Raw genomic sequence first — 14,754 nt, forward strand, 5'->3', positions numbered from 1 at the left:
GGGTTTCCAGCAGGAATGCCCCTCAACGATATTCTTGCGCGTGAAACGGCATTGAAAGTTGAACCGGCTTTCTGTTTCAGGCGCGTATTGGCAGGAAAGATTGCATGACTGCACGGATCCTCGTCGTCGATGACATCCCGGCCAACGTCAAGTTGCTCGAGGCGCGCCTTGTGGCTGAGTATTTTGATGTGCTGACGGCAGCCGATGGTTATGAGGCTTTGGCAATCTGCGAGAAACAGCCGGTCGATCTCATCCTGCTCGATATTATGATGCCGGGTATTGACGGGTTTGAAGTCTGTGAACGGCTCAAGTCGAACCCGCGCACGGCGCATATTCCCGTCGTCATGGTCACCGCGCTTGATCAGCCATCGGACCGCGTGAGAGGGCTGAAGGCCGGCGCTGACGATTTTCTCACCAAGCCCGTCAACGACCTGCAACTGATGTCGCGCGTCAAAAGCCTGGTTCGGCTGAAGAATGTCAGCGACGAGCTGCGCCTTCGCGCCGAAACCGCCCACAATGTCGGTCTGCAGGATATGACCTCTTCGGATCGGCCTGACGAGTTCGGCAATGTCCTGCTTGTCGATGGCAGGGGCAGTTCGCAGGAGCGCATCATCCGGGCCTTGAAGCCGGTCGCGGAAGTGACGGCGATGTCGGATCCGCAGGCGGCCTTGTTCGAGGCCGCCGAAAACAGTTTTGATCTGGTCATCGTCAACTCGAATTTCGACGACTACGATCCGTTGCGGCTTTGCTCGCAGCTTCGTTCGCTGGAGCGCACGCGCTATATTCCGCTGCTCATCATCGCCGAGCAGGGGCATGACGACATGGTGGTTCGCGCGCTCGATCTCGGCGTCACCGACTATCTGATGCGACCCGTCGATCCGAACGAACTCGTTGCCCGCAGCCTGACGCAGATCCGCCGCAAGCACTGCAATGACCGGCTGCGCGCCAGCGTCAAGCAGACGATCGAGCTGGCGGTGACCGACGGGCTGACCGGCCTGCACAATCGCCGCTATCTCGACAACCATCTGAAGCTTCTGATCGACCGCGCCCTTGCGCGCGGCCGGCCGCTGTCGATCTGTATCACCGACATCGATCGCTTCAAGAGCGTCAACGATACCTATGGTCATGACGCCGGAGACGAGGTGCTGCGTGATTTCGCTCATCGCGTCCGCTCGACGGTGCGTGGCGCCGATCTTGCCTGCCGGTTTGGCGGCGAGGAATTCGTCGTCGTGATGCCGGACACAAATGCAGATGCGGCCGCCGCGATTGCCGAACGCCTGCGCACGATCGTCGAGGACAGGAGCTTCGCACTGCCGAACTCCGATACGCCTCTGTCAATCACCGCGTCGCTTGGTATTGCGACGTTGAACCCGCAGGGTGATACGCCGGAATCCCTGTTGAAACGTGCGGATACGGCGCTTTATCAAGCCAAGAACAATGGCCGTAACCGGGTGGTTGCCGCCGCAGCTTGAGTAGGATTGGAGCAGGGCATCGGCTTCTCACCGCTTTTTTCCACAGGAAAAAAACAGGCTGATTCTGACATCATTATAAGCTAACCGTAATACGTGTTTTTTGGATATATTATCGTGCCAGGGTTGTTAAATAGAGCGCTAATGTCTGCTATGCAGGCGGGAGAAGTAATGGGTAATTTCTAGTGTGTTGAAATAACATTTACAATTCAAATATTTAAATATTTCGATTGCCTTAATGAAGCTTTTCGCATTGCCATTTCGCCATTCTGTGAAAAAGTAATACTACTTTTAAAAAGCAATCTTTCAAGGATCGGCTCGCCGCAGAATCAGCGCTGGATGGTCTATTAGGTATGGTTAATTTAATCATGCCTATGCGCTGTTGCGCGCCGTCTTTAAGAATTCATTGATTTTTTTTTATTTTCGGTCAATTCTCCTAGGCAAGGGAGAAAACAACTCCCAATATTTACCCCATGATGTCAGGTCCGCCGCATCTCCTGGGTCGTGGGGTTTGTCGGCTGATTTGTTGCCAATGCGGTTCCTCGTGCCGCGGTAGCGGTCAGCCGACGCCCATTAAAACGCCGTCCCTGTCATGGGGACGGCGTTTTTTATTTGATCCAATTCCCGCAGATTGCCGCCGCACCAACGCCCAAAAAACCACAAGAAAAAGGCGCCAGGCTTTTCAGCCGGCGCCTTCGTATTCCAAAACGGAAACCAGATCTTACTTGATCTTGGTTTCTTTGAATTCGACGTGCTTGCGTACGACCGGATCGTACTTGGTGAAGGACATCTTGTCAGTCTTGGTGCGGCTGTTCTTCGAGGTCACGTAGAAAGTACCTGTGTCGGCCGTCGACAGCAGCTTGATCTTGATTTTTGCAGCTTTCGCCATGGTCGTCCTGCCTTTACAAAAAAAACATAGCCGCGGACTTCCAAAGGAAATGGTCCCGGCAAACTTGGCGCGAAACTACAAATCGCGCCCGAAAAGTCAAGTCCGTTTTGGATTGAAAACGATTCTCACCACGGAAAGTACCACATAAAGCCCGAAGAATCCGGCGATTGCCCAGGCAAATCCGTTATTCCCCGAAATATCCATGGCGGCACCGATAGCCTGGGGGCCTGCCACAGTTCCGACTGCATAGGAAAAGATGAAGGCTGCATTGGCGGCCGCGAGGTCGGCGCCGGTCAGGCGGGAACCGAGATGGCTGAGGCCGACGGTGTAAAGGCCGGAGACGCTTCCGCCCCAGAACAGCAGCACGATTGCCATCAGCCACCAGTTGCCCTGCAGCAGGGGGAGGCAGAGTGCGCCGATCAAGCCGACGACGGTCATCAAGGCAAGCAGATTGCGACGGTCCGTCATGCGGTCGGACAGCATGCCGAGAGGAATCTGAAAAATGACGTTGCCGATGCCCATGACGGTCAAAAGCAGGGCAGCCTGCGATTCGGTGAAGCCGCTGCGGGTTCCGTAGATCGGAAAGAGCGACAAGCCACCCGATTCGACGGCGCCGAAAATGAACACGGCGGCGGTCGCGGTTGGGACCAGGAACACGTAGCGCATGAAATGCAGCTCCGGTTTCTCGTCGAGTTCCGGGCTTTCGTTGCGGGCGAGGAAGATCGGAATGGCCGCCAGCAGAATGACGCCGGCACCAAACGCGAATGGCAGGATGCCCTCGCTGCCAAGAATGGAGAAGAGCAGGGGGCCGGCTGCAAAGCCGAGCGACAGGACTGTGCCGTAGATGCCGAGAACAAGCCCGCGGCGGCTCGGCGGCGCCGTGGCGTTGATCCAGAACTCTGAGAGGACGAACAGCACGGTGATCGCGCCGTGGAAGACGACGCGCAGCGGAAACCACAATATGAAGTTTTCGATATAATAGAAGCCGAGCGCGCTGATCGCGGCAAAGACAATGGCGAGCAGCATCGTATTGGCGACGCCGAAACGATGGGCGATCTTCGCTGTGACGGTCGCTGCCGCCATCGAGGCAAGACCAGCCATCGCCGAATTCAGCCCGATCATCGTCGAGGAGATGCCGCGCTTTTCCATGATGATGCTGAGCAGAGGCAGACCAAGGCCGATGGCGATGCCAACGGCCGAGATCGCAGCGATGGCAGCAACCAGCGATGGCCAGTGTATTTCCTCAACCGGCGCAGGCGTGCCGGACGGCGGCTGTGACATGCAGTGAAATTCCCTAAAGGAGGTCGCGGACAAGGCGCCCATGACGCGTGTGGTAGAACGGCACCGGTCTCCCGAATGGCAGAGATGCGTCGGATTGAAGGCTTGCCCTCAAGTCGCCAAGGATGATCCCGGTAATGTCCGGCAACCGGACCGCCGACACATCGTTCACATCAATCCATCTCAAATCTTCGAGCTCCCGGCTGTCGCGGATATCGCGGGGATCGACGCCCGCCTCGTCCGTGAACAGGGCGAAGAAGTGGGTGTCGAAACGGCGCGGATGTCCTGGCGGCGTAATCGCCCGTGCCATATAGCGCAAGTTTGTCAGATCGGGAAGGAAAGGTAACAGAGTGTTTCCGCAGTCTTTGGTGCCGACTGCGATGCTCGCTTCTTCGTGCAGTTCACGCACTGCCGCAAGCGCAATGGCACGCAGCCGGCTTTCGGAGGCGGCGTAATTGTAAGCGGTTTTGAGGCGTTCCAGCACCGCCGGGTGGATATCGCCGCTGAAGGCGAGGCGGTGGTCGTCCCTGTCCCTGCGTCCGCCCGGAAAGACATGCAGGTTCGGCATGAAGACATGCGCCTTGTTGCGCCGTCCGACGAGAACGCGCACACAATCCTGCGAGCGGTCGAGCAGCATGATCGACGCGGCTTCACGCGGCCGCGGCGACCGAATTTTGACCATATCCGAGGGCGTGTCGTTCACCGACCCGTCGCGGCTGGTGGTCACGCAGCCCGGTCCGGTACCGGCAGGGCGTCAGCCGGTTCGTCATCGTGACCGCCAAAACCGTGCATCTTCAGGGCCCATTGCAGGCCGACGACGCCGCCCTTGACGGGCTGCATCATGGCGAGCGAGCCGATGATGGTCATCGGCACCCAGATCGCCAGGTGTCCCCAGTTGGACATTGGCAGGATCATTTCGGTTGCCATGAAGCCGCCAAGCACGATGTGACCCATGATGGTGACGACGATATAGGGCGGAAAGTCGTCAGCGCTATGCTTGTCGAGCTGCTCGTCGCAGGACGAGCAGGCCTGCACGGTCTTGAGGAAACGGCCGAACAGCTTGCCGCTGCCGCAGGCTGGGCACTGGTTCAAAAGCCCGCGCTTGATCGATCGTCCAACGGGACGATCGGCTTCCCGCGTCTGCTCGAAGCGGACTGTTTCCGGATTGCTGCCAGTTGCCTGCATGTCCATATCCTCAATCTGCGGACGCAAGGCAAATCCCTCACATCCTTTATCGCTTGCCGCGCGGTGGTCGCGTTCCCGGCATCTTGCGAGCGCCGCTGCGATCCCTGCGGCCGGACTTGTGGAAGGAGCGCGTTGCCGTCGGCATCTTGCGTCCTTCGCTGATCATCTCGAAGCGGAGCGCGCCGGCAAGCGGCACAGCTTCCACCAGTTTGACGCGGATCTGATCGCCAAGACGGTAGCCAAGTCCGGTTTTTTCGCCGGAAAGGGCCTGATGGGCCTCGTCATAGATGAAATAATCGCGTCCCAGCGTAGATATAGGTACGAACCCATCCGCGCCATAGGCCGGAAGAGTGACAAATAGTCCCGCCTTGGTCACACCAGATATGCGTCCGTCGAATTCCTCGTTGATCCGGCCGCTGAGATGATGGGCAATCAGCCGATCGACCGTATCGCGCTCGGCGGCCATCGCCCGGCGCTCGAATGTGGAAATTTCGGCCGCGATATCGTTGAGCGCTGCTTCCTCGGCCGGCGTGATGCCGCCTTCGCCGAGCCCCAGCGTACCGACGAGCGCGCGGTGCACGATCAGATCGGCGTAGCGGCGGATCGGCGAAGTGAAATGCGCGTATTTCATCAGATTGAGGCCGAAATGGCCGATATTTTCCGGGCTGTAGATCGCCTGGCTTTGCGAGCGCAGCACCATCTCGTTGACCATCGTCTCGTAAGGCTTATCGACGGCCTGGGACAGAATGCCGTTGAAATGGTTGGAGCGCAGATTGCCGCCCTTGACGAGCGAGAGATCGAGCGTCGCCAGAAACTCGCGCAGCGTCTCCTGCTTGGCGAGCGACGGCGCATCGTGGACACGGTAGACCAGCGGTTGGCGCTTGATCTCCAGCGTCTCGGCAGCCGCCACATTGGCCTGGATCATCATCTCCTCGATCAGCTTGTGGGCATCAAGGCGATCCGGCACGAAGACGCGGTCGACGGTGCCGTCGGCTTTCAGGACGATCTTGCGTTCGGGCATGTTGAGTTCGAGCGGCTGGCGCCGTTCGCGGCCGCGCGTCAGGATCGCGTAGGCGTTCCATAACGGCTTCAGAATCGGTTCCAGCAACGGCCCGGTCTGATCGTCCGGGTTGCCGTCGATCGCCGCCTGTGCCTGATTGTAGGAGAGCTTGGCAGCGCTCTTCATCATGATGCGATGGAAGGTATGGCCAGCCTTGCGGCCTTCCTTCGAGAACCGCATCCGCACGGCGAGAGCCGGCCGGTCTACACCCTGTTTCAACGAGCACAATTCGTTGGAAATCCGCTCAGGCAGCATCGGCACGACGCGGTCGGGAAAGTAGACGGAATTGCCGCGCTTGGCCGCTTCGTGATCGAGCGCCGATTTCGGCCGTACATACCAGGAGACATCGGCGATCGCGACGGTGACGACGACGCCGCCTTCGTTGTCGGGCGATGGGTCGGGCTCTGCATGAACGGCGTCGTCATGGTCCTTGGCGTCGGCAGGATCGATGGTGATCAGCGGCAGCGAGCGCCAGTCCTCGCGATGCGACATGGTGGCGGGACCGGCAGCATCGGCTTCCTTGATGACGCTGTCGGGGAAGATATAGGGAATGCCATGGGCATGAATGGCGATCATCGAGATGGCTTTTTCGGTGGCAACCGAGCCGATGACGGTCTTGACTGCGGCGCGCGGCAGGCCGAAGCGGCCGGACCGGACGATTTCGACCTCGACCAGATCGCCGTCCTTGGCCGGCCCCTGATGCTCGGCATCGACCTGCATTTCCTCGCCGCGCTTCTCGATCGGCATGATCCGGCCGCCGCCATCCGGCGAAGCGCGAAAGACGCCGAGTGCCGCGTTGTTATTGCGCTTGCGGTCGAGCACCTTGATGATGCGCGCCGTATAGGCCGGGCCGCCGCGATCTTTGGCTGGAAAGATTTTGGCCAGAACCCGGTCGCCAATGCCGCCGACCGGCATCTTGCCCTTCGACTGGCCGACACTCGACTGACGGATCGACACGGCGGGTGCAACGCCCGCGTCATCCGGCCATTCGGCCGGACGGCCGATCAGTTCGCCATCCTTGTCGCGGGTGGTGATGTCGAGAACGGTGACGGGGGGCAGGGCGCCGGGGCGCACCAGTGAATTGCGCTTCTTTTCCAGAAGCCCGTCCTGTTCCATTTCGCGCAGCAGGGATTTCAGCTCGATGCGGGTTTCGCCCTTCAAGCCAAAAGCTTTGTAGATCTCGCGTTTGGAGGCTTTGTCCGGATTTTCAGAAATGAAGCGCATCAGCACGTCACGCGGCGGCACGGCACCGTGAATGATCACGGTGTCATCTGCGGGCATGATGACCTTCTTGCCCGCGCGTCCGATCCGGACTGCGGGTTTTCCGGGCCGTTCGGTTCGATCGCGCGGGTTTTTGGTCACGTTCAGTCTTTCTTTGCTTTTGCAGCTGTCTTTGGCTTGGTCGCCGCCTTCGGCTTTGCAGCGGCCTTCGGTTTGGCGGCTGCCTTCGGCTTGGCCGACTTGGTCGTGGCTGTATCGGCCTTTGCGGCAGCTTTCGGCTTGGAGGTCTTGGTTGCCTTGCCCTTGGCCGGCTTGATGCCGCCCTTGGCAATGCGCTCGGCGATCAGCATGAGGGCATCCTCCATCGTCACCGATACCGGGTCCTTGCCTTTCGGCAGGGTCGCATTGACCTTGCCCCAGTTGACGTAAGGACCATACTTGCCGTCCTTGACGGTAATCGGTCCGCCATCGGGATGATCGCCGACTTCCTTGAGCGGGGCAGCTGAGGCTCCGCGTCCGCCGGGACCCTTCGCCTGCTTGTCGGCAAGAACCGAGACCGCGCGGTTGAGGCCGATCGAAAACACGTCCTCAATACTCTCGACATTGGCATATTTGCCGTCGTGCAGGATGAATGGCCCGTAGCGGCCAAGGCCGGACGAGATCATTTTTCCGGTTTCCGGATGGGCGCCGATATCGCGCGGCAGCGACAGAAGGGCCAGCGCCTTTTCATGATCGACGGTGGCCGGCGTCCAGCCCTTGGGCAGGCTCGAGCGCTTGGCTTCCTTGCCGTCGCCGCGCTGGACATAGGGTCCAAAACGGCCCGAGCGCAGGGTGATTTCCTCGCCCGTATGTGGATCCTTGCCGAGTGCCAGCGGCTCGTTGGAGACGGCAGCCTCGTCGCCGTTCTTGCTGTCTGAGGAAAGCTGGCGGGTAAAATTGCATTCCGGATAGTTCGAGCAGCCGACGAAGGCGCCGTATTTGCCGAGTTTCAGCGACAGCTTGCCGGTGCCGCAGACCTGGCAGATGCGCGGATCGCTGCCGTCTTCGCGCTTCGGGAAGACCAGCGGGGCCAGTTCTTCGTTCAGCGCGTCGAGCACGTTGGTGACGCGCAGTTCCTTGGTGTCTTCGATCTGGGCAAAGAAGTCCTTCCAGAAATCGCGAAGGACATCCTTCCAGTTCAGTTCACCGGCGGAAATCTGGTCGAGCTTTTCTTCCAGCGATGCGGTGAAATCATATTCGACATAGCGTGCAAAGAAGCTTTCAAGAAAGGCGGTGACCAGCCGGCCCTTGGCTTCGGGGATGAGCTTGCGCTTGTCGTTGATGATATATTCGCGATCAAGCAGCGTCGTCACCGTCGCGGCATAGGTGGAGGGGCGGCCGATGCCGAGCTCTTCCATCTTCTTGATCAGCGAAGCTTCCGAATAGCGCGGCGGCGGCTCGGTGAAGTGCTGGGTCGAGTTGATCCTCTGCTTGGCGAGGTTTTCGCGGGCGTTGATCTCAGGCAGGCGGCCGTCCTCGTCGCCATCGTCGCTGCTCTCGCCATCTTCCTTCTGATCGGTATAGGCGGCGATGAAGCCATCGAAACGGATGACCGAGCCAACGGCCCGCAGGCCGGCCTTTTCGCCCTTGTTGTCGGCGGTGATCTCGGCGGTGGTCCGCTCGATTTCGGCTGACGCCATCTGGCTGGCAATGCCGCGCTTCCAGATCAGGTCGTAGAGACGCAACTGGTCGGCATCGAGAAACTTGCGGACATGGTCGGGAATGCGGGTGAAGTCGGTTGGGCGGATCGCCTCGTGCGCTTCCTGGGCATTCTTCGCCTTGGTCGAATAGATGCGAGCCTTTTCCGGCACGTAACGGCTGCCGAACTGGTCGCTGATGGCGCTGCGCGCCGCGTCGATCGCTTCACCTGCCATCTGCACGCCGTCCGTACGCATATAGGTAATGAGACCGACGGTCTCGCCGCCGAGATCGATACCTTCATAAAGCTTCTGCGCCACCTGCATGGTGCGCGACGCCGAAAATCCGAGCTTGGAAGAGGCGGCCTGCTGCAGCGTCGATGTGGTGAAAGGTGGCGACGGATTGCGTTTCACCGGCTTGGCTTCGATGCTGTCGACCGTGTAGGCGGCGCCGTCGAGCAAAGCCTTGAGCTTGCCGGCGTCCTCACCATTGGTCACGCCACGCGGCGGAAGCCGGTTTCCGGCAGCCGAGACCAGCCGCGCCTCGAACTCATCGCCGCGCGGTGTCTTCAGAAGCGCCGAGAGATTCCAGTATTCTTCCGAAACGAAGCGTTCGATTTCCGATTCGCGGTCGCAGACCAGACGCAGCGTCACGGACTGCACGCGGCCGGCCGAGCGGGCGCCCGGCAGCTTGCGCCACAGCACCGGCGAAAGATTGAAGCCGACGAGATAATCGAGCGCCCGGCGTGCGAGATAGGCATCGACCAGCGGGATATCGATATCGCGCGGATTGGCCATCGCATCGAGCACGGCCTTCTTGGTGATGGCGTTGAAGACGACGCGCTGCACCGGCTTGTCGCCGATCAGTTTCTTCTTCCGCAGCAGATCGAGCACGTGCCACGAAATCGCTTCCCCCTCGCGATCCGGGTCGGTTGCGAGAATGAGGCCATCGGACGATTTCAAGGCGTCGCCAATGTCCTTCATGCGCTTGGCGGACGCGGTGTCCACTTCCCACAGCATGGCGAAATCGTCGTCCGGCAAAACCGAGCCGTCCTTGGCAGGCAGGTCGCGGACGTGACCGAAGGAGGCGAGAACCTTGTAACCGGGACCCAGATACTTGTTGATGGTCTTCGCCTTTGAAGGCGATTCCACGACGACGACATTCATGGTCATATTCTCAAAGCAACCGTTCAAAGCTGTGCCAGGCCGGGGAGAGGCGGCACAATGGGAAATATCGATGCCCCGACATGGACAGGGATTCGTCTGCGGTCAAGTGCTCGGTCTAAAATAAGCCGCCACAACGAGATACAACCTATAAGGGATTACGTGCATATTGCAATTAAAGATAAATGCGATATCGTCTTTGAAGTGTAGTTTTCATCTCCCGGGGTAATGGCGGAAAGCGGTGCTTCCGGAGCCTTTCCTTGAGCTGGCAGCCAACACGACCGAACGGTGTTGTATGGCGTTCCGCTCGACCAATGCGTGCCTGTCTATGGGCGGATTTTGAATGCACCACAGGGAAAACCGATGATTCCGAATTCAACCGGGGCCGGCAGGAAAGAAGCACAGGCCCGCGAAAAGGTCGCCTATATCCGGCATATGCTTGGAGAGCTCCGTGGCGTCGCCGCCAACGAGGGTGCCGATATGCTGTGCTACCTGATCGAAATGGCTTTTGTCGAAGCCGGCGACATCCTGTCCGGGAAAAGACAGCTGTCATTCTCCAATGCTGAGGGAAACAAGGCCGCCGGGATGCCGGTGAAGCCGTCCGGCAAGGTCCAATTCTAAAAGCACAAGATAGACGGCTGATGCGGAAAGGCCGGTGTGGCGAATGATATCGTCGATCTCGACGGGCGTCGGCCCGAGCGCGTCAGTGATCCGCATACGATCGTTCTCATTCGGCGGCGGCGCCATCGGCCCGGCATCATGTTCGCCCGGTTCCTCCGCCTGCGGTGGCGAAAACAGGTCGATACGGCTGAGCGGTGCGAGCGCCTGCAAGATATCCTGTGCCTCTGTCGTAACGATCGCACCATCCTTCAAAAGGCCATTGGTGCCATGACAGCGCGGATCGAGCGGCGAGCCGGGTACTGCAAAAACGAGCCTGCCGAAATCGGCGGCATAGCGGGCTGTGATCAGGGATCCTGACCGGGAGGCCGCTTCAACGACTGCAAGGCCGAGGCTGACACCGGCAATCAACCGGTTGCGGCGCGGGAAATCGCGGGCGCGCGGCTCCCAGCCGAACGGCATTTCGCTGATTGCCAGACCATTGCCTTCGGTGATGTCGTCCAGCAGGCCGATATTTTCGGGCGGATAGGGCTGGTCCAAACCGCCGGCTAGCGCCGCGATCGTCCCCGTCTCCAGGCTGGCGCGGTGTGCCGCCGTATCGATGCCGCGTGCAAGCCCGGATATGATGGAGTATCCGGCGCGCCCGACGTCGCGGGCGATCATGGCAGCGAATTTCGTGCCGCTGATCGAGGCATTGCGCGAACCGACGATGCCGAGGGACGGAACGGTGCCGATGTTGGAGTTGCCCTTGACGGCGAGCAGCGGCGGGGCGCCGTCGATCTGGCGCAGGGCCGGCGGATAATCCGGTTCGCCGATGCCGATGAAGCGTGCGCCGAACCGGTGGGCGGCAGCGAGTTCTTTTTCGGCTTCTTCCATAGAGGCGATGCGGATTGCCCGGGTCGAGCCGCCGCGCCGTGACAGTTCGGGCAACATCGCAAGCGCGGTTTCAGCCGAGCCGAAATGATTGATCAGATCGCGGAAGGTTGCCGGGCCGACATTGTCACTGCGGATCAGCCTCAGCCAGGCTATTCTTTGTCGTTCCGAAAGCGCAATCCCGTTTCGTCCTGCGCCGTCGCTCGACATAATTGCCTATCCCTTTTCCCCGATCCGGCCTTCCGTGCCGGCCAAAAGCCGCTGGATATTTGCCCGGTGCTTGATCCAGGTGATGATGCTCATCACCACGAACAGCAGACCGATCTTTCCGTATCCCGCTGCCAACAATACAACCGGAACGATAAGCGTTGCAACCAGCGCCGAGAGCGAGGAATAACGGGTGAGCTTGGCAAGCGTGAGCCAGATTGCGGCAAACAGAAGAACCATGATCGGGGCCAGCCCGAGCAGCACGCCGATATAGGTCGCAATGCCCTTGCCGCCCTTGAATCCGAGCCAGACGGGATAGAGATGCCCGAGGAATGCGGCGAAACCGGCGGCAATACCGGCCTCGATGCCCCAGCGTGAGGCAATGGCCGCAGCGGCAGTTCCCTTCAGGGCATCGAGCAGCAATGTCGCGGCAGCCAGCTTCTTGTTGCCGGTGCGCAGCACATTGGTCGCGCCGATATTGCCGGAGCCGATCTTGCGCACATCGCCCAGCCCGGCCATGCGGGTGAGGATCAGGCCGAAGGGGATGGAGCCGAGCAAATAGCCGAAGATTGCGGCACCGGCCGTCAGCGCCAGCCCGAGTTGCCAGGAAAATATGTCAGACACCTATTGCCTCCCCAATTCCGCCTCGGCGGATATTGCCCCTTACCCTCACCCTCACCCGGATGTGGGGCGAGGGGACGACGAAGCTTGCCGCAAATCCCTCTCCCTGCTTGCGGGGAGAGGGTGCCCGCCCTTGTTCTCAAACAAGTAGGGGCGGATGAGGGGCAGCTCCGTCGCTTGATTACAGCGAATAGACCAGTTTTCCCGCAACATAGGTTTGAACGGCCCGGCCGGTAAAGCGGGCATTTTCGAACGGCGTGTTTTTCGAGCGGGAGACGATCGCGTCCTTGCCGAAAATCCAGGGCTCTTCCAGATCGATCAGCGTGATGTCGGCCTTGGCGCCGGGTTTCAGCGTGCCGGCATCGAGCCCGAAGATCTGGGCGGGCCGTGTCGACATTGCATCGATCAGGCGCATCAGGGGCACGGTGCCGCTGTGGTGCAGGCGCAAGGCGGCAGCCAGCAAGGTCTCCAGCCCGATCGCGCCGTCGGCGGCATCGGCAAACGGCAGGCGCTTAGTATCGACGTCCTGCGGATCGTGCGACGAAACGATGATGTCGATCGTGCCGTTGGCCAGAGCCTCAACCATCGCGACGCGATCGTCTTCGCCACGCAGCGGCGGCGACAGCTTGAAGAAGGTGCGGTATTCGCCGATATCGTTCTCGTTCAATATCAGATGATTGATCGAGATGCCGCAAGTGACGTTGGCGCCACGTTTGCGGGCCGTGGCGATGGCTTCGGCCGATTCCGGCAGCGAGATTTTTGCGGCGTGATAAGCGCCCTTGGTCAGTCCGGCGATGCGCAGGTCGCGCTCCAGCGGAATGATTTCGGCTTCGCGCGGCACGCCGGAGAGGCCAAGCCAGCTGGCGAGCAGCCCTTCGTTCATGACGCCATCGGCACCGAGATATTTGTCGCGGGTTTCGAGCGAGATGACGGCGCCGAATTCGCGGGCATAGGTCATGGCGCGGCGAAGGACGAGCGTGTCGTGCACCGGGCGGCGGCCATTGGTGAAGCAGACGGCGCCGGCTTCGCGCAGCAGGCCGAACTCTGTCATCTCTTCACCGTCGAGATGCTTGGTCAGCGCTGCCGCCGGATAGACATTGATCAGCGCCTTGTCGCGCGCCGTCTTCTGGACGAACTGCACCAGCGCGATATCGTCGATGACGGGATCGGTATCGGGCATGGTGATGATCGAGGTGACACCACCGGCGGCCGCAGCCCGTGATGCGGATTCGATGGTTTCGCGATACTCGCCACCGGGCTCGCCGACGAAAACGCGGGCATCGACCAGGCCGGGCACGGCAACGAGGCCGGTGCAGTCCTTGATTTCGGCGCCTTCGGGAATGCCCTGGTTCTGGGCAGACGGTCCGGCGGCAACGATGACGCCGTTTTCGACGATGATATCGCCGGTTTCATCGAGGTTACGCGAGGGGTCGATGATGCGCAGGTTTTTCAGGACGAGGGCGTTGCTCATGTGCGTGGCCCCTGGTTCTGCGAAAGAAGAAGCGTCTCCATCACGGCCATGCGCACCGCAACCCCCATTTCAACCTGCTGCTCGATGACGCTTTGCGGTCCGTCGGCGATCTCGGAAGCTATCTCGACGCCGCGGTTCATCGGGCCGGGATGCATGACGAGCGCGTCGTCCTTGGCAGCTTTCAGTTTTTCGGCGTCGAGGCCGTAATAGCGGAAATATTCGCGCACCGAAGGCACGAACGAGCCGGCCATGCGCTCGCGCTGCAGGCGCAGCATCATCACCACATCGGCATCCTTCAGGCCTTCTTCCATCGAGTGGTAGACCTCGGCGCCCATGTCGGCGATGCCGGAGGGGAGGAGGGTTGCCGGAGCGACGACACGGACGCGGGCGCCCATCTGGTTGAGGAGCAGGATATTGGAGCGGGCAACACGCGAATGCAAAACGTCGCCGCAGATGGCGACGATGATGCGCGACAGCTTGCCCTTGGCGCGGCGGATGGTCAGCGCGTCGAGCAGCGCCTGGGTCGGATGCTCGTGCTGGCCGTCTCCGGCATTGACGACGGAGCAGGAGACTTTTTGAGCCAGCAGCGCGGCGGCGCCGGCAGACGAATGGCGCACGATCAGAACGTCCGGATGCATGGCGTTCAGCGTCATCGCCGTATCGATCAGTGTTTCGCCCTTCTTCACCGAGGAGTTGCTGACCGACATGTTCATCACGTCGGCGCCGAGCCGTTTGCCGGCGAGTTCGAAGGAGGATTGCGTCCGGGTCGAGGCTTCGAAGAACAGGTTGATCTGCGTCAGTCCGCGCAGCGTGGTGGTCTTCTTTTCTCGCTGGCGGGAAATCTTGACGGCTTCGTCGGCCCGGTCGAGCAGGAGCGTGATGTCCTGTTCATTCAGGCCCTTGATGCCGAGCAGGTGGCGATGCGGAAAGAAATCCATGGGGAGCCGCCTCATTTTGTGAAGTTGCGTGGGTCTATAATGACTGCAGCGCCACCCGGCAAGGCAAACGCTGCGCAAACCCGT

General features: G+C 60.4%; 12 protein-coding genes. 2 read left to right on the top strand and 10 right to left on the bottom strand.

Features of this window, described 5'->3' with window-relative positions:
- The first annotated feature begins 104 nt into the window (after positions 1-104).
- Positions 105-1,472, top strand: coding sequence for a PleD family two-component system response regulator (locus ACP7E6_RS12080; protein ID WP_426230013.1), 1,368 nt, complete (start codon positions 105-107; stop codon positions 1,470-1,472).
- Between the two features lie 718 nt (positions 1,473-2,190).
- Here the strand turns inward: ACP7E6_RS12080 and rpmG are convergent.
- The 6 genes from rpmG to topA all read right to left on the bottom strand — a co-directional run bounded on the left by rpmG (position 2,191) and on the right by topA (position 9,945).
- A complete protein-coding gene (gene rpmG, locus ACP7E6_RS12085) occupies positions 2,191-2,358 on the bottom strand; it encodes a 50S ribosomal protein L33 (RefSeq protein WP_037107821.1) in 168 nt (55 codons plus the stop codon).
- 96 nt (positions 2,359-2,454) lie between these two features.
- Positions 2,455-3,639, bottom strand: coding sequence for an MFS transporter (locus ACP7E6_RS12090; protein WP_426230014.1), 1,185 nt, complete (start codon positions 3,637-3,639; stop codon positions 2,455-2,457).
- A 13-nt stretch (positions 3,640-3,652) separates the two neighbouring features.
- The gene (locus ACP7E6_RS12095; protein WP_426230325.1) at positions 3,653-4,318 is read right to left on the bottom strand and encodes an NUDIX hydrolase; all 666 of its coding nucleotides are present in this window, start codon (positions 4,316-4,318) and stop codon (positions 3,653-3,655) included.
- Between the two features lie 41 nt (positions 4,319-4,359).
- Entirely contained in the window at positions 4,360-4,821 is a 462-nt protein-coding gene (locus tag ACP7E6_RS12100) for a DUF983 domain-containing protein (RefSeq protein WP_426230015.1), read from the bottom strand.
- A 46-nt stretch (positions 4,822-4,867) separates the two neighbouring features.
- Positions 4,868-7,243 carry a ribonuclease R gene (gene rnr, locus ACP7E6_RS12105; protein WP_426230016.1) on the bottom strand — a complete coding sequence of 792 codons (2,376 nt, stop codon included), beginning with the start codon at positions 7,241-7,243 and terminating at the stop codon, positions 4,868-4,870.
- Between the two features lie 2 nt (positions 7,244-7,245).
- Positions 7,246-9,945 carry a type I DNA topoisomerase gene (gene topA, locus ACP7E6_RS12110; RefSeq protein WP_426230017.1) on the bottom strand — a complete coding sequence of 900 codons (2,700 nt, stop codon included), beginning with the start codon at positions 9,943-9,945 and terminating at the stop codon, positions 7,246-7,248.
- 360 nt (positions 9,946-10,305) lie between these two features.
- Here topA and ACP7E6_RS12115 point away from each other — a divergent pair, with 360 nt between their 5' ends.
- Positions 10,306-10,563 (top strand): hypothetical protein, encoded by a 258-nt coding sequence (locus ACP7E6_RS12115; protein WP_426230018.1) that lies wholly within the window; start codon positions 10,306-10,308, stop codon positions 10,561-10,563.
- Here the strand turns inward: ACP7E6_RS12115 and dprA are convergent.
- From dprA to ACP7E6_RS12135, 4 genes are all read right to left on the bottom strand, one after another.
- On the bottom strand, positions 10,492-11,643 hold the full coding sequence (dprA, locus tag ACP7E6_RS12120; protein ID WP_426230019.1) for a DNA-processing protein DprA: 1,152 nt from the start codon (positions 11,641-11,643) through the stop codon (positions 10,492-10,494). The two genes, ACP7E6_RS12115 and dprA, sit on opposite strands and share 72 nt — an antisense overlap.
- 6 nt (positions 11,644-11,649) lie before the next feature.
- Positions 11,650-12,264, bottom strand: coding sequence for a glycerol-3-phosphate 1-O-acyltransferase PlsY (gene plsY / locus ACP7E6_RS12125; RefSeq protein WP_426230020.1), 615 nt, complete (start codon positions 12,262-12,264; stop codon positions 11,650-11,652).
- 178 nt (positions 12,265-12,442) lie between these two features.
- Entirely contained in the window at positions 12,443-13,732 is a 1,290-nt protein-coding gene (locus ACP7E6_RS12130) for a dihydroorotase (protein WP_426230021.1), read from the bottom strand.
- Positions 13,729-14,670: an aspartate carbamoyltransferase catalytic subunit gene (locus ACP7E6_RS12135; protein WP_426230022.1), complete on the bottom strand. Its 942-nt coding sequence runs from the start codon at positions 14,668-14,670 to the stop codon at positions 13,729-13,731. Before ACP7E6_RS12135 ends, ACP7E6_RS12130 begins: the two co-directional genes overlap by 4 nt.
- Positions 14,671-14,754: the final 84 nt, after the last annotated feature.

Origin of the sequence: Pararhizobium sp. DWP3-4 (genome assembly GCF_049898205.1) — a bacterium.
Classification (GTDB): domain Bacteria; phylum Pseudomonadota; class Alphaproteobacteria; order Rhizobiales; family Rhizobiaceae; genus Pararhizobium.